The sequence below is a fragment of the Bradyrhizobium sp. CCBAU 11361 genome, assembly GCF_028128935.1.
GTDB classification, from domain to species: domain Bacteria; phylum Pseudomonadota; class Alphaproteobacteria; order Rhizobiales; family Xanthobacteraceae; genus Bradyrhizobium; species Bradyrhizobium niftali.
On sequence record NZ_LBJZ01000199.1, the window covers coordinates 215,465 to 230,682 of the forward strand.

A 15,218-nucleotide genomic window follows, 5' to 3' on the forward strand; every position below is an offset into this window, starting at 1 on the left:
TTTTAGGAGGCTTTAGCAGGGGGCCTGGTGAGCGCAGTTGCAGCAGCACGACGCCGGACATTGCCGGGCTTTGGTCTCACCATGGGACTGACGCTTTCCTGGCTGTCGATTATCATCCTGATTCCGCTCGCCGGCCTGTTCCTGAAATCGCTCGAGCTGAGCCCCGAGCAGTTCTGGAACATCCTCTCGAGCCGCCGCACCCTGAACGCGCTGCGGGTCTCGTTCGGCCTCGCCTTCGCGGCGGCCTGCGTCAATCTGGTGATGGGCAGCATCATCGTCTGGGCGCTGGTGCGCTACCGCTTTCCCGGCCGGCGAATCTTCGATGCCATCGTCGACGTGCCCTTCGCGCTGCCGACGGCGGTCGCCGGCGTCGCGCTGACCTCGCTGTTCGCCGAGAAGGGCTGGCTGGGCGCGCCGCTCGCGGCGCTCGGCATCAAGGTGGCGTTCACGCCGGTCGGCATCTTCGTTGCCATGATCTTCATCGGCATCCCCTTCGTGGTGCGCACGGTGCAGCCGGTGCTCCAGGATCTCGACCCCGAGATCGAGGAGGCCGCGGGCAGCCTGGGCGCGAGCCGCTGGCAGACCATCAGCCGCGTGATCCTGCCCTCGCTCGGACCGGCGCTGCTCACCGGCCTCGCGCTCGCCTTCGCGCGCGCCGTTGGCGAATACGGCTCGGTGATCTTCATCGCCGGCAATCTGCCTAATGTCTCCGAGATTGCGCCGCTGCTGATCGTGATCCGTCTCTCCGAATTCCGCTACGCCGATGCGACCGCCATCGCGGTGGTCATGCTCGTCGTGTCCTTCGTCACCATCTTCGCCGTCAACCGGCTCCAGCGCTGGGCGCAGAGCCGGATCCCGGCGCGTTGAGGAGGATGCGATGACGATGCAGATCGCAGATTCCGTTTCGCTCTCCTCGCCCGATGCGAAGGCGCGTGCGCACGCGGCGGCGGCGCGTGACAACCTTCGCACCGAGCCGAGGGCGGTGCGCATCGCCATCATCACGCTGGCGGTGCTGTTCCTCTCGGTCTTCGTCGTGCTGCCATTGGTCGTCGTGTTCGCGCAGGCGTTCTCAAAGGGCATCCTCGCCTATCTCGCCGCGCTCGCCGAGCCGGAGGCGCTGGCCGCGATCAAGCTGACGCTGCTGGTCGCGGCGATCTCGGTCGGCCTCAATCTCGTGTTCGGCCTCGTCGCCGCCTGGGCCATCGCCAAGTTCGATTTCAGCGGCAAGACCTTCCTGATCACGCTGATCGACCTGCCGTTCTCGGTCAGCCCGGTGATCTCGGGCCTCGTCTTCGTGCTGCTGTTCGGCGCGCAGGGTTATTTCGGCGGCTGGCTTAGGGATCACGACATCCAGATCCTGTTCGCGGTGCCCGGCATCGCGCTCGCGACCACCTTCGTGACCTTCCCCTTCGTCGCACGCGCGCTGATCCCCCTGATGCAGGAACAGGGCACGCAGGAGGAGGAAGCCGCGATCTCGCTCGGCGCTTCCGGCCTGCAGACCTTCTTCCGCGTCACGCTGCCGAACATCAAATGGGGCGTGCTCTACGGCGTCCTGCTCTGCAACGCGCGCGCGATGGGCGAGTTCGGTGCGGTGTCGGTCGTGTCGGGCCATATTCGCGGCGAGACCAACACCATGCCGCTGCTGGTCGAGATTCTCTACAACGAGTACCAGTTCGTCGCCGCCTTCGCGATCGCCTCGCTGCTGGCGATGCTGGCGCTGATCACGCTGATCGCAAAAACCGTTCTCGAACGTCATCTGGACGAAGGAGACGACGCAAGTGACAATTGAAGTCAGGAATCTCGTCAAGAAGTTCGGCAGTTTTGCCGCCCTCGACGGCGTCGACCTCAAGGTCGACAATGGTGAGTTGCTGGCGCTGCTCGGACCCTCGGGCTCCGGCAAGACCACGCTGCTGCGGATCATCGCCGGCCTCGACTGGCCGGATTCGGGCGAAGTCTCCTTCAACGGCGAGGACGCACTGGCGCAAGGCGCGCGTGAGCGCCACGTCGGCTTCGTGTTCCAGCACTACGCGCTGTTCCGCCACATGACGGTGTTCGAGAACGTCGCCTTCGGCCTGCGCGTGCAGCCGCGCGCGGTCCGGAAAGAGGAGACCAAGATCCGCGCCCGGGTGAAAGAGCTGCTCGACCTCGTGCAGCTCGATTGGCTCGCCGACCGCTATCCGAGCCAGCTCTCCGGCGGCCAGCGCCAGCGCATTGCGCTTGCCCGTGCGCTCGCGATCGAGCCGCGCATCCTGCTGCTCGACGAGCCGTTCGGCGCGCTCGATGCCAAGGTGCGCAAGGAGCTGCGCCGATGGCTGCGCTCGCTGCATCACGAGATCAACGTCACCTCGATCTTCGTCACCCACGACCAGGAGGAGGCGCTGGAAGTCGCCAACCGCGTCGTGGTGATGGACAAGGGCAGGATCGAGCAGATCGGCTCGCCCGATGACGTCTACGAGAGCCCCGCGACCGCCTTCGTCCACGGCTTCATCGGCGAATCCATCGAGCTTCCGGTCCAGATTTCCAACGGCGTGGTCCAGCTCGGCGACCGACCGCTCCAGCTCGCGGTAGACGGCCTTGCTCCTGGCGCGTCAAAACTGTTCGTGCGGCGACATGACATGCTGGTCGGCCCGCCTGGCAGCGGCGCCTTCGAAGGCGCCGTGCAGCACGTCCGGAATTTCGGGCCGGTGCAGCGCGCGGAGGTGGCGCTATCGGGCGGCGAGACCATCGAGATCGATGCTCCCCGCGGCAGGGAACTGCATGTCGGCGACAGGATTGGCCTCGAGCCTCGCCGCTACCGGATATTTGCGGGCTAAGGCATCGTCATTCCGGGTTCAGTGCTGCGCACTGCCTCGGAATGACGGGCACGATTTTCCGCAAAATTCACCTTTCAGCCACGGTTGGTATGCAACAACGGCCCTTCATTTGGGGGCCCCGATTCATGCGCGCTGCGGCCGCAATATCAATCACTTTGCTGCTCGCCGGCTGTGCCGGCAACGAAGCGCCGGTCCAGCAGCCGTCGATGTATGCCGATATGGCGGTCCCGGGCGCCAAGCTCGACGCGCAGGCGGCCGCGGTGATGATCTCGCAATACCGCCAGAACAACGCCCTCGGCACCGTCGTGGTCGACCCCGACCTGATGCTGCTCGCCGAATCCCAGTCCCAGGCGATGGCTGCGGCCAACAAGATGGACCATGACGTTCGCGCGCCCCTGGCAAAGCGGCTCAGTGCCGGCGGCTATCCCGCGACCGTGGCGGTCGAAAACGTCTCGGCGGGCTATCATACGCTGGCGGAAGCGTTTTCCGGCTGGCGCGACTCGCCCCCGCACCGGGCCAACATGCTCAAGAGCGGTGTCACAAAATTGGGCATTGCGGCCGGCTATGCTCCGAACACCAAGTACAAGGTGTTCTGGACCATGATCCTGGCCTCGACGGATCCCCGATAAGCCAGACTTGATCCCGGGATGCATTGACGCCGCGGCGGACTGTCGCCACGGTGGCTCGCCATTTGCTATTGTTCCCCGATGACAGATCATAGTCCGCAATCCGCCAGCGTCCCCGCGAATGCGCAACGCGTCCTCGTCTTGCAGGGCGGCGGCGCGCTTGGCTCGTACCAGGCCGGCGCCTATCAGGCGCTGTGCGGCTATGGCTTCGAGCCCGAATGGGTCGCCGGCATCTCCATCGGCGCGGTCAACGCCGCCATCATCGCCGGCAATGAAGGCCACACCCGCGTCAAGCGGCTGAAGGAATTCTGGGAGATGGTGTCGGCGCCGGTGCCGTGGAAGCCGATCGGCAAGAGCGACCACAGCCGCGAACTGTTCAACTCCACCAGCGCCGCGCTGATCGCGACCTTCGGCGTGCCCGGCTTCTTCGTCCCGCGCGTGCCGCCCGCGCCGATGTGGCCGCCGGGCCATCCCGAGGCGGAGAGCTATTACGACACCGCGCCGCTGAAGAAGACGCTGGAGCGGCTGGTCGATTTCGACCGCATCAACGACCTCAAGACGCGCTTCTCCGTCGGCGCCGTCGGCGTCACCTCCGGCAACTTCAAATATTTCGACAATTACGAGTTCAAGAAGCTCGGCAAGAAGATCGGTCCCGAGCACATCATGGCCTCCGGCGCGCTGCCGCCGGGCTTTCCGTCCGTCGTCATCGACGGCGAGCATTACTGGGACGGCGGCATCGCCTCCAACACGCCGCTCGATTACGTGCTCGATGCCGAGCTGGCTCGCGACATGCTGATCTTCCAGGTCGATCTGTTCAGCGCCCGCGGCGACCTGCCGAATTCGCTGCTGGAGGCCACCGAGCGCGAGAAGGACATCCGCTTCTCCAGCCGCACGCGGATGAACACCGACAAGAACAAGCAGATCCACAACGCCCGCAGGGCGGTGCGCGACCTGATTTCCAAATTGCCCGATTATCTCAAGAACGACCCTTCCGTCGAATTCCTTGCGAAGGCAGCTCGTGAGAGCACGGTCACCGTGGTGCACCTGATCTACCGCAGCAAGAACTACGAATCCTCGTCCAAGGACTACGATTTCTCGCACGTGGCCATGGTCGAGCATTGGGAAGCCGGCGTGCGCGACGTGCACATGTCGATGCGCCACAAGGACACGCTCGATCAGCCGCAATCCGGCGAGACCATGGTGACCTACGATCTCACGGGGGACGTCTCCGCACCCCCGGCAAAAAGGAGCGAATAGAATGGGTAGTCTGTCAGGCAAGAACGCCGTCGTGACCGGATCGACCAGCGGCATCGGGCTCGCCTATGCCCGCGCCTTCGCGGCGGCCGGTGCAAACGTCGTCATCAACGGCTTCGGCTCGCCCGAGGACATCGAGAAGGAACGCGCGAAGATCGAGTCGGACTTTGGCGTGAAGGCGATCTACTCGCCCGCCGACATGACCAAGCCGGCCGAGATCGCCGGGATGATCGCGCTCGGCGAGAAGACCTTCGGCTCGGTCGACGTCCTCGTCAACAATGCCGGCATCCAGTTCGTCTCGCCGATCGAGGAATTTCCGCCGGAGAAATGGGACCAGATCATCGCGATCAACCTGTCCTCGGCCTTCCATGCCATCCGCGCCGCGGTGCCCGGCATGAAGAAGAAGGGCTGGGGCCGCATCATCAATACAGCTTCCGCGCATTCGCTGGTCGCCTCGCCGTTCAAGTCGGCCTACGTCTCGGCCAAGCACGGCATCGCCGGTCTCACCAAGACCGTGGCGCTGGAAGTCGCGACCCACAAGATCACCTGCAACTGCATCAGCCCCGGCTATGTCTGGACGCCGCTGGTCGAGAAGCAGATTCCCGACACGATGAAGGCGCGCAATCTCACCCGTGAGCAGGTCATCAACGACGTGCTGCTCGACGCGCAGCCGACCAAGGAGTTCGTCACCTCCGAGCAGGTCGCCGCACTGGCGCTGTTCCTGTGCAGCGACGATGCCGCGCAGATCACCGGCACCAACCTCTCGATCGACGGTGGCTGGACCGCGGAGTAAATCCACTCTTGGTCATGCCCCGGCTTGACCGGGGCATCCAGTACGCCGCGGCTTATCGATTTGACCACGGCCTTCTCGGAGTACTGGGTCGCCCGGTCAAGCCGGGCGACGACAGTGAGAGTGGGGCGCCGTCTCTGGCCTAATGCGTCCAGGCCAGAGCCGTCACGAACGCGGATGACAGGTTCAGCTCCGCAAACATGATCTTGCCGGCGACCACGAACAGCACGCTGGCAAGCGTCAGGCGCAGCACCGTCTCGGGGACGCGCGTCGCGCTGAAGCTGCCGACGATGATGCCGGGCAGCGAGCCCAGCAGCAGCACGCCCATCAGGGCCCAATCGACGTCGCCAAGCGCCCAATGTCCGATGCCCGCGACCAGCGTCAGCGGCACCGCGTGGGCGATGTCGGAGCCGACGATGGTCGCCATCGGCAGGCGCGGGTAGAGCAGCAGCAGCACGGTCACGCCGACTGCGCCGGCGCCGACGGATGAAATCGACACCAGCACACCGAGCACGATTCCGGTGACCACGGTCGCAATCGCCGTGGTGCGCTCGTCGACGCGCTCCAGCTTCCTGCGGTAGCGTTCCATGATCGCCTTGCGGAAGATCAGGGACGTTGCGGTCAGCAGCAGGGCGAAGCACAGCACGAGATTGACGAGACTGCGCTCGGAATCGCTTCTGAGATCGAGCTTCCACAGCACGAACAGCGTCAGGGCGCTTGCCGGAAGGCTGCCGCAGGCGAGCCGCAGCACCGCCGGCCAGTGCACGCTGCGCGACCAGCCATGGACGAAGCTGCCGCCGGTCTTGGTGGCCGCGGCATAGAGCAGGTCGGTGCCAACCGCGGTGGACGGATGGACGCCGAACAGCAGGATCAGCAGCGGCGTCATCAACGAGCCGCCACCAACGCCGGTCATCCCGACAAGCAGGCCGACGCCGAAGCCGGAGGCGACGTAGAGTGGATCAATCATGTCCCGGGAATCTTAGGTTTATCTTGTCGGTTGGGCAATACGACGTAGAATAAATTTTCCCTGGGAGGCAACCACCTGGACCAAATAAGAAAAATCATGCTACCGACTGCCGATCGGCAGTCGTTTCGCCTCGTTCCCGGGCCTGTTACGCAACAGGCATTCCCCAAGGGGCAGGGCCGGCGAGGGGTCTATTTGCCGAACGCCAGCACGTGCAGGCCGAGGCGCTGCCGCACGATCCAGAACAAGAGCACCGTCTCGAAGCTGAGCGAGATCGAGGTCGCGGCCGCGGCGCCATGGCCGCCGTAGCGCGGTACCAGCGCGATGCAGAGCACGACGTTCATCACGAAGGCCAGCGCATAGGCCAGCGCGCACATCTTCTGCTGGCCGAGCATGTTGAGCAGTCGCTCGACCGGTCCGATCGCGGCGCGCACGACCAGGCCAATTGCGGCGACGAACATGATGTCGTAGCCAACCACGAATTGCGGCCCGAACAGCCAGAGCAGCGGCTTGCCGAGCGCGAGCAGCACGATGGTCGCCGCCAGCGACGGCCAGAACGTCCAGCTGATGGCATGCGCGACATAGGCCGACAGCCGTGCCTTGTCACCGCTAGCGTTGTATTCGGCGAAGCGGTGCGCTGTCGTTGCCGACATCGCGTAGTGGATGAACGAGACCAGCGCCAGCGTCTTCACTACCGCGAAGTAGACGCCGACCTCGTCGGAGGGGCGGAACTGCTGAAGCACCAGCACGTCGGTGTAGGACAGCAGCAGGTAGAAGCTCTCCACCAGCAGGATCGGCAGCGAGACGGCGAGCCAGCCGCCGACATCATAGGCCTTCGGTCCGGGCTCGACGTGGCCGGCGAGCTTGCGGTTCAGCACCACCATCTGCCCGGTCATCGCGATCCACACCGCACCTAGGCTCGCGACCATCGCGGCGGCCGCGCCGAGATGATAGCCGAGCAGGAAGGCAGAGGCCGTGATGCCGATGATCAGCGCCTGGCGGATGATGAATTGCGGCATCAGGCCGAGCTGCATCCAGTCATGCGAGCGCGCGATGCCGTCCTGGGTGTTGGCGACGACGAAGGCGGGCAGCGTCATGCAGCCGATATAGAGCGGCAGCACCTCGGCCGGATCGATCCAGGGCGAGAGCAGCTTGACGATGCCGGCGAGGCCGAGTGACATCAGCGTGGAGGCGGCAAAGGTCAGCCAGCGGCTGCCGGAGAGAAAGCCGCGCAGCAGCGCGTGCTCGCCGTTGGTGCGATACTCCGGAATGATCTTCTGTGCGGAGGCCGAGATGCCGAAGTCCATCATGCTGCCGAGCAGCAGCACCCAGGTCCAGACATAGACATAGATGCCGTAGTCGGACGTACCCATCCAGCGCGCGAGCAGAACCTGCGAAAAATAGGCAAGGCCCGCGCTGATGACGCGGATGATGAAGATGGTGCCGGCCAGCCGCCGCGTCAGCGACGCTTCGCTCGATCCGCCCGAGAGCTTAGCCCGCAGCCGCGCGATCAGCCCGGCCGGTCCGCTCGTTGCGGGTTCTGCATCCATCACGGCCAATTCGAAGAGTCCCCAGGCGTCCCGCATGCAGCGGCAGCCTTGCTGCAGTAACCCTGGGAATTAGCAACCATTCGTTAAGATTCGGTTGGGTCACCGGTGTCGTCCCGGCGAAGGCCGGGACCCATACCGCGTGATCTATCGATGGGGTGCGGTGACAATCCCGTACGACTAGTCTTCGCCAAACCAGGCTCGGTGGCTATGGGTCCCGGCCCCCGTGCGCAATTGCGCACTAGGCCGGGACGACAGTCACTCCAAATTCGTATTGAACTCGTACGACTTATCCGGCGCGACCAGCGTGAATTTCAGCGCCGCGCCGTCGGGCTTGGCGCCCGGCGGCAGCCCGTCGAGCTCGAAGGAGAAGCGTTTCACGCCGGGCGGGCTGGGCTCGACCGGTGCCGGGATCGGCAGCGACCAATCCGGCGTCGGCCCCTCGACGAACAAATTGACCTTGCGCGCATCCGCCGGCGCGACGACGTCGACCACCACGTTCTTGGGCCCGTCGCGCCTGACGTCGCGGATGGTCAGCGGATTGGGGTCGCCGATATTTGCGGGCTTCGGCACGGTGTCGAGCGCTGCACGCAAGTTCGCGTCCTCGGTCGAGGCGACGCTGTTGAAGCCGAGCTCGGCGCTGGCCTCGACAGGAATGCAGAGCTTTTCGCACACCGCGTAGTTGATCTCGGCGCGCAAGGTCACCGGCTTGTCAGCGGCCTTGGCGACGATGCGCAGGGGCAGCACGACCTGGTCGCGATAGCCGATCGAGTGGCCGCCCGCGCCGTCGTCGAATTTCAGCGGCGCCGGCCACATGACCGTCACCGCTTCGACATTCTCCGATTTCGAGAAGTCGAACCGGGGAGGAACGCCGGAATCCCCGGGCGTACGCCAGTAGGTCTTCCAGCCCGGCTGGAGCTGGAAGGCGATACCGCCGAGCAGCACGGCGCCGCTGCGTGATCCCGCCAATAGGCGCACCGCGGAATGTCCGTCGCGCTGCCAGGGCGAGGCGTCGTCGGCGCGAGCTGCGGGGGCCAGCGACGACGCAAGCAGGGTTGTCGCGACGCCGATCGCCGCACGCAGGGGAACTCTTGTGAGCATGGTACGTCTTTACAGGGGCAACCCGGGGCAAACCATTGAATTGCTTGTGATGGATGCACTCGAATCAAGTCTCTGCAAGCCTTGATTTGACAGCGGCCGGGCCCAACATCAGGATAGGAATTGAAACCGGAGTGCTTCACCGATGGCTCCCACAGGCAAGAGGACGGGCGAAAGCACCCGCAGCACGGGTCCCGCGCCCCCCAGTTCGGCCGGTTACCTCGACGGCCGCCTCCTGATCGCCATGCCCGTGATGGGCGATGCGCGCTTCGAGCGCTCGGTGATCTATCTCTGTGCCCATTCGGCCGAAGGCGCCATGGGCATCATCGTCAACCATCCCGCCGGCAGCATCGACTTCCCCGAACTGTTGCAGCAGCTCGGCATCATCAGGAAGGGCGAGCACATCAAGCTGCCGGAGAACGCCGAAAGCATGAAGGTGCTGCGCGGCGGTCCGGTCGATACCGGGCGCGGCTTCGTGCTGCATTCCAGCGATTTCTACATCGAGAACGCGACGCTCCGGATCGACGACGGCGTCTGCCTCACTGCAACCGTCGATATCCTGCGCGCGATCGCCAACGGTTCCGGCCCCAAGCACGCCATCCTCGCGCTCGGCTATGCCGGCTGGGCGCCGGGCCAGCTCGAGACCGAGATCCAGAGCAATGGCTGGCTGCATTGCGATGCGGATGCGGACCTGATCTTCGGCGACGACGTCGACGAAAAATACGGCCGCGCCTTGCGCAAGATCGGCATCGATCCCGGCATGCTCTCGAACGAGGCGGGACACGCGTAGCTGGTGCGGCACATTCGGGTGTCGTGCGTTAACCTCGCTGTCATGCCCCGCGAAGGCGGGGCATCCAGTACGCCGCGGCGTCTCGGATCTATCACAACCGTCTCGGAGTACTGGATCGCCTGGTCAAGCCGGACGATGACCACGTTCGGTGTGTGAAGCGCTACTCCGCCGCCTGCTGCTGCACCGTCGGCTCCGTCCCCGCCACCGTCGCGCGGCGCATGTCGCGGGGCTGGGACTGGTCGTAGCGGCGGACGCGGTGCACGGTCTGGCGGTTGTCCCACATCACGAGGTCATGCAGCTTCCATTTGTGGACGTAGACGAACTCGGCCTGCGTGGCGTGCTCGTTGAGATCGCGCAACAGCAGCCGTCCCTCCGGCACGCTCATGCTGACGATCTTGCCGGCATGCGACGAGAGATACAGCGACTTGCGGCGGTGGACGGGATGGGTGCGGACGAGGCGTTGCAGCACCGGCTTAAACATCTGCTTCTCTTCGTCGGTGTATTCGGTGAAGCCGAGCGAGCCGCGCGAATACATCAGCGAATGCTCGCAGACGAGGTCCTCGATCTCGGCCTTGGTCTCCTCGTCCAGTGCGTCATAGGCGGCGCGCATGTCGGCGAATTCGGTGTTGCCCCCCTTCGGGTTCACGACGCGCGCCGACAGCAGCGAGAATTTTGCAGGAATGGGGCGGAACGAGCTGTCGGAATGCCACAGGCAATTGCCGAGGTTGAACAGATGCGCGCGGCTGTCCTTGGCCAGCGGCTTGCCGTCCTTGCCGAGATTGGAGACGTCGTTCAGGCCGGATTGCAGCCGGTAGTCCTTCTCCTTGGTGACCGTGCCGCCGCGTGCATCCTCGCGCTGGCCGAAGTTCAGCGCGAAAGCCATCTGCTGCTCGTCGGTGATGTCCTGGTCGTGGAAAACGAGCACCGCGTATTTGTCCATGGCGGACTCGACCTCGCGGGCCTCATCCGGCGTGAGCGGCTTTCGCAAATCGAGGCCGGAAACCTCGCCGGCAAAATGCGTCTGAAGCTGCCGGATGGCGATCGTCATGGCGTTTTCTCCCGCGGACCGCGAGCGGTTGCTCCCGCTCTGTTGCCGAAAAAGCTACTCCCGCACTCGTAGTTGTCAACGCTCGGGGCGCATGGCAGCCAGTAGCAGGCAAGATGTAGCCCGGGTGAGCGCAGCGATACCCGGGAACGGTGCAGGCAAAGTCCTGGATGTCGCTTCGCTCATCCGGGCTACGCCCTTTGGATGCCTCTTACGCGTTCCGGGCCATCAGGCCGCCGTCGACCGGGATCACCGCGCCGGTCAGGAACGACGCGGCCGGCAGGCACAGGCTCAGCGTCATATGTGCGACCTCCTCGGGATCGCCGTAGCGGCCGAGTGCCGTCCGGCGTTTGGCATAGATGGTCTTGTGCTCCTCCGAGATGCGGTCGGTGATGGCGGTGCGGATCGGGCCCGGGCAGATGCAGTTGACGGTGATGCCTTCGCGGCCGAGCTCCACCGCGAGCGAGCGGGTCAGGCTCGCCACGCCGCCCTTCGCCGCCGAATAGGGGCTGTGCAATGCGGTGGCGCCGAGCGCCTCGGTCGAGGCGATGTTGACGATGCGCGGGCTCTTCGACTTGCGCAGGTGTGGCAGCGCGGCGCGGATGATGCGCGGATGCGCCGTCAGCATCACCGCGATGCCCTTGGCCCAGGCATCTTCGTACGTCTCGTCATCGATCGCGACGCGCACGGAGATGCCGGCATTGTTGACGACGATGTCGAGCCCGCCGAAATGCGCTGCTATGTCATGGACCACGCGCTTGATCTCGCCGCCGTCGGCGACATCGAGCTTCCACGCCTTCGTTGATCCGGCGTTCGCGGCAATCTCTTTCGCGACGGCGATCGCGCCTTGCTCGTCGTAATCGGTGACGGCAACGTTCGCGCCTTCGGCGGCGAACACGCGCGCCGTCGCGCGCCCCATGCCGCTCGCCGCACCCGTGACGAGAACGGTCAGGCCCTTCACCGACCGGCTGAGCTCCTTGAATTCGGACATGCCGTTTCCTCGCGTCTCTTGTTTCTTGTTATGAGATGGACAAGGCTGGCATCGATCCGCAGACAGGTCAAACAAGCAAGACAAAAGGGGAGGCCGCGATGGCGAACGAGCTCGATTTCACAGGCAAGCAGGTGCTGGTTGTCGGCGGCTCCAGCGGCATCGGCAACGGCATCGCACAGGCCTTTCGCGCCAGGGGCGCGCGTGTCGCGGTTTGCGGTACACGTGCTCAGCCTGCGGAATATTCGGCGGAGGAAGGCTCCGATCTCGCCGGTCTTGCTTACGCGCAGCTCGACGTCAGCAACCACAGTGCGATCGAAGCCTTCAAGCCGTCCTTCGATCGGCTCGACATCCTGGTGCTGGCACAGGGCGCGGTGATCTATCGTCGTGGTGAGTTCGAGATGAGCGGTTTTCGCAAGGTGGTCGAGGTCAATTTGATGAGCCTGATGGCCTGTGCGACGCGGTTTCATTCCATGTTGCGGGATGCGAAGGGCGCGTTGATCATGGTGTCGTCGACCGCGGCCTATCATTCCACCATGGGCAACCCCGCCTACAACGCGTCGAAGACCGGCGCGGTCGGATTGACGCGCACGTTAGGGGAGGCCTGGGCCGAGGACGGCATTCGCGTCAATGGCATCGCGCCCGGCCTCGTCGACACCAAGATGACGAAGGTCACGACCGACAATCCCAAGCGGCTCGAAGGTGCCTTGTCGCGCATTCCTCTGCGGCGATTGGGCACGCCGGCCGACATGGCGGGCGCGGCGCTGTTCCTGGCCTCGCCGCTGTCGTCCTACATCATCGGCCAGACGCTGGTCGTCGATGGCGGGCTGATCTTGTAGCCCGGATGAGCGCAGCGACATCCGGGACCTTGCTTGCACCGTTCCCGGGTATCGCGACGCTCACCCGGGCTACACTTTCGTCATCACTTGGAACTGCGCTGCGCCTGATCGGTTACTCCGGCTGACCCCCGAGGAGGACCACATGGACAAGGATCGAATTGTCGGATCGGCCAAGGAATTCGCTGGCCGCGCGGAAGGCGCAGTCGGAGATCTGGTGGGCGATGCGCAGACAGAAGCATCGGGCAAGGCGCGCGAGGCCGCCGGCACCGTGCAGAATCTCTACGGCCAGGCCAAGGACGCCGTGCGTGACGCCGGCGAGGTAGCGGCCGGCTACGCCAAGGATGCCTACGACAACAGCGGCGAGACTTTTCGCGATGGCACGCAGGCGATTGCGCGCAAGGTGCAGGACAATCCGCTCGGCTCACTGCTGATCGCCGGCGGCATCGGCTTCGCGCTCGCGCTGTTGATGTCACGGCCCGCACGTCGCCCGCCGCCGCGCTGGCGCTATTACGGCTAGAAACCGTGCCGTCATTCCGGGCCGCGTGAAGCGCGAGCTATGGTGCGCAATTGCGCACCATAGCTCGCGCCAAGAGGCGCGCCCGGAATGACACCTCAATTCAGAGCAAGGACTACCGGACTTCCGCCGCTCGCCCGACATTGCCCGGCGGACGCGGGATCGCGGGGTTTTGAGCTGGATTGCGCGGCCCTGGCGCCGGTGCCAACTGACGCGGCGCTGGCTGCGGCGAGCCGAAGCCGAAGAAATCACGGAACGACGGCGCCGCCTGGGCCGGCTGCTGCACCACCGGCGGCTTCTTCGGTGCGAGTTTCGGCGGCGCGATCGCGGCGGCCGCACTCGGTGTGCCGGGAGCAGCAGCGCTGCCGTCAGGCGTGGTCGCGGCCATCGGCATATCGCCCTTGGCCTGCTCGCGGCCGACTTCTCGGCGCGGCCAGGCATAATCGTCGGCGCGGCCTGCGGGGGCCGCCAGCGGCTCGCCCTTCACCATCGTCTTCGCAGCGAGCGCATCGACGGCGGCAGGACGCGAGCCCGGGCCGCCCAGCAATTGATCGGTCGAGATCGAGGCGGCAACCAGCGGCACGATCGGGCCGGCGAGCGGCCGCGGTGCGGGCTTGCCGGGCTCGGCGCTGGTGTCGGGCGTTGCCGGTTCGCTCGGCAGCGCGATCGGGCCGGAGCGGCCGGCGAGCAGGCGCGTGATCTCGCGCTCGACATAGTGAGCCAGCTTGCGCGCGCCGGGCTTGGTGAAGAAGACGCCGTCATAGGTGCGGAGCTGACGGATCTGGCCCTCGAAGTCCGGGCCCTTCTGGAGGAAACGGCCGGCTTCGTCGACAAAGCCGTCCCAGACATCGACATAGGTGATGCCGGCCTTGGCCGCGCCCTCGCGGTAGAGCGAATCCAGGAACAGCATATCCGCCGTGCCCTTCGGGCCGCGGATCGCGGGCAGGCCGACCCAGAGCACCGGCACGCCCTTGGCTTTCAGCACGTTGGCCAGCTCCTCGATCTTCTTGCCGTAGAGCTCGACCCAGCGGTCGTCGCGGAATTCGTAGAGGCCGTTCGGGTTGCGCGCGGTCTTCTCGGGAGCCGCGGTCTGCGGCGCGTCGGCGTTGTCGGCGTCATCCTGCGGCAGATCGGTATCCGCCGGCTTGTCGTCCGGCTTGGCGGCGGTGTCGGGGCTGTTGGGTTTTGCATCGCCCGGCTTGCCCTGCGGCTTGGCGCGCGCACCCTTGTCGTTCTTGTCGTTCTTCTTGTCTTTGTCTGCCGGCTTGTCGGCGACGGGCTCGCGGATGGCGATGCGGTCGTTGAGGCCGAGCATGACGACGATGATGTCGGGCTTCTCGGTCTCGAGGATGCCCTTGGCAGCAGCCGCCCAGTCCGAAGGTTCGCCCTTCGGCTGGTACTTGATCAGGCCGGACGTGGTCTTGTGCTTGCGGATCACGCCCATGTCGGGCTGCTCGCTGTAGGCGTCTTCCAGGCCGTAGGCGAGCCAGTCGGCCATGGCGTCGCCGATCACCAGCACGTTCTTGTCCGGGATCGTGTCGCGTTTGGCGGGCGCCGGCGCGCGCGAAAAATCCTGGCGCGGCGCCTGCGGCTGTTGCTGCTGGAACGGCGCGAAGAAGTCGCCGCCGAACCAGCCGCCGCCGCCTCCACCTCCACCGCTACGCGGTGGCGGCGGCGCCGAGCGCTGCGGCGGGCCGCCGAAGCCGGGGAAGTTGAAGAATTGCGCCGAGGCGGGTCCTGCGACCGACACCAGAATCGCAAGCGCCGTCCCCAGCGCGATCAACGGGCCGGTCTCGGTCAGCGCCTTGAACAGGGACTTCTTCGACATGCGATCTCGGGCACGCGCAACGGGGTCTGGATAGGCTCGATATAATAACGGAATCAGGCGCCAAACGGGCAGATTCCGTTGCAGATTCTTTGGCCATACACCGGGGAACAGCGGCTCCCGTC

15 protein-coding genes are annotated in these 15,218 nt (G+C 65.4%); 9 read left to right on the forward strand and 6 right to left on the reverse strand.

Features of this window, described 5'->3' with window-relative positions:
• Positions 1 to 60: 60 nt before the first annotated feature.
• The 6 genes from cysT (at position 61) to XI08_RS42560 (ending at position 5,486) form a co-directional block, all read left to right on the forward strand.
• On the forward strand, positions 61 to 867 hold the full coding sequence (gene cysT / locus XI08_RS42535; protein WP_271579125.1) for a sulfate ABC transporter permease subunit CysT: 807 nt from the start codon (positions 61 to 63) through the stop codon (positions 865 to 867).
• Between the two features lie 10 nt (positions 868 to 877).
• Positions 878 to 1,789, forward strand: coding sequence for a sulfate ABC transporter permease subunit CysW (gene cysW / locus XI08_RS42540; RefSeq protein ID WP_271578994.1), 912 nt, complete (start codon positions 878 to 880; stop codon positions 1,787 to 1,789).
• Positions 1,779 to 2,813 carry a sulfate/molybdate ABC transporter ATP-binding protein gene (locus XI08_RS42545; protein ID WP_271578995.1) on the forward strand — a complete coding sequence of 345 codons (1,035 nt, stop codon included), beginning with the start codon at positions 1,779 to 1,781 and terminating at the stop codon, positions 2,811 to 2,813. Before cysW ends, XI08_RS42545 begins: the two co-directional genes overlap by 11 nt.
• Positions 2,814 to 2,938: 125 nt before the next feature.
• The gene (locus XI08_RS42550) at positions 2,939 to 3,442 is read left to right on the forward strand and encodes a CAP domain-containing protein (protein WP_271578996.1); all 504 of its coding nucleotides are present in this window, start codon (positions 2,939 to 2,941) and stop codon (positions 3,440 to 3,442) included.
• 78 nt (positions 3,443 to 3,520) lie between these two features.
• Entirely contained in the window at positions 3,521 to 4,696 is a 1,176-nt protein-coding gene (locus XI08_RS42555; protein WP_027544211.1) for a DUF3734 domain-containing protein, read from the forward strand.
• Position 4,697: 1 nt separating this feature from the next.
• A complete protein-coding gene (locus XI08_RS42560; protein ID WP_027544210.1) occupies positions 4,698 to 5,486 on the forward strand; it encodes a 3-hydroxybutyrate dehydrogenase in 789 nt (262 codons plus the stop codon).
• 139 nt (positions 5,487 to 5,625) lie between these two features.
• On the opposite strand, the gene XI08_RS42565 is transcribed toward XI08_RS42560, so the two are convergent.
• The 3 genes from XI08_RS42565 to XI08_RS42575 form a co-directional block, all read right to left on the reverse strand.
• Positions 5,626 to 6,450: a sulfite exporter TauE/SafE family protein gene (locus XI08_RS42565; protein ID WP_271578997.1), complete on the reverse strand. Its 825-nt coding sequence runs from the start codon at positions 6,448 to 6,450 to the stop codon at positions 5,626 to 5,628.
• 188 nt (positions 6,451 to 6,638) lie between these two features.
• Entirely contained in the window at positions 6,639 to 8,006 is a 1,368-nt protein-coding gene (locus tag XI08_RS42570) for a flippase (RefSeq protein WP_442869930.1), read from the reverse strand.
• Positions 8,007 to 8,252: 246 nt separating this feature from the next.
• Positions 8,253 to 9,095, reverse strand: coding sequence for a protein-disulfide reductase DsbD domain-containing protein (locus XI08_RS42575; protein WP_271578998.1), 843 nt, complete (start codon positions 9,093 to 9,095; stop codon positions 8,253 to 8,255).
• A 142-nt stretch (positions 9,096 to 9,237) separates the two neighbouring features.
• On the opposite strand from XI08_RS42575, the gene XI08_RS42580 reads away from it, so the two are divergent.
• Positions 9,238 to 9,882 (forward strand): YqgE/AlgH family protein, encoded by a 645-nt coding sequence (locus tag XI08_RS42580; RefSeq protein WP_027544207.1) that lies wholly within the window; start codon positions 9,238 to 9,240, stop codon positions 9,880 to 9,882.
• 160 nt (positions 9,883 to 10,042) lie between these two features.
• Here XI08_RS42580 and XI08_RS42585 read toward each other — a convergent pair whose 3' ends face one another.
• Both XI08_RS42585 and XI08_RS42590 read right to left on the reverse strand, forming a co-directional pair.
• Positions 10,043 to 10,930 carry a TauD/TfdA dioxygenase family protein gene (locus tag XI08_RS42585; protein WP_271578999.1) on the reverse strand — a complete coding sequence of 296 codons (888 nt, stop codon included), beginning with the start codon at positions 10,928 to 10,930 and terminating at the stop codon, positions 10,043 to 10,045.
• 208 nt (positions 10,931 to 11,138) lie between these two features.
• Positions 11,139 to 11,918, reverse strand: coding sequence for an SDR family NAD(P)-dependent oxidoreductase (locus XI08_RS42590; protein ID WP_271579000.1), 780 nt, complete (start codon positions 11,916 to 11,918; stop codon positions 11,139 to 11,141).
• 98 nt (positions 11,919 to 12,016) lie between these two features.
• On the opposite strand from XI08_RS42590, the gene XI08_RS42595 reads away from it, so the two are divergent.
• Together XI08_RS42595 and XI08_RS42600 are read left to right on the forward strand one after the other, a co-directional pair.
• Complete coding sequence (locus XI08_RS42595) at positions 12,017 to 12,754, forward strand: SDR family NAD(P)-dependent oxidoreductase (RefSeq protein ID WP_271579001.1); 738 nt, start codon at positions 12,017 to 12,019, stop codon at positions 12,752 to 12,754.
• Between the two features lie 142 nt (positions 12,755 to 12,896).
• Entirely contained in the window at positions 12,897 to 13,271 is a 375-nt protein-coding gene (locus XI08_RS42600; RefSeq protein ID WP_027544203.1) for a CsbD family protein, read from the forward strand.
• A 112-nt stretch (positions 13,272 to 13,383) separates the two neighbouring features.
• Here XI08_RS42600 and XI08_RS42605 read toward each other — a convergent pair whose 3' ends face one another.
• Complete coding sequence (locus XI08_RS42605) at positions 13,384 to 15,096, reverse strand: SGNH/GDSL hydrolase family protein (RefSeq protein ID WP_271579002.1); 1,713 nt, start codon at positions 15,094 to 15,096, stop codon at positions 13,384 to 13,386.
• Positions 15,097 to 15,218: the final 122 nt, after the last annotated feature.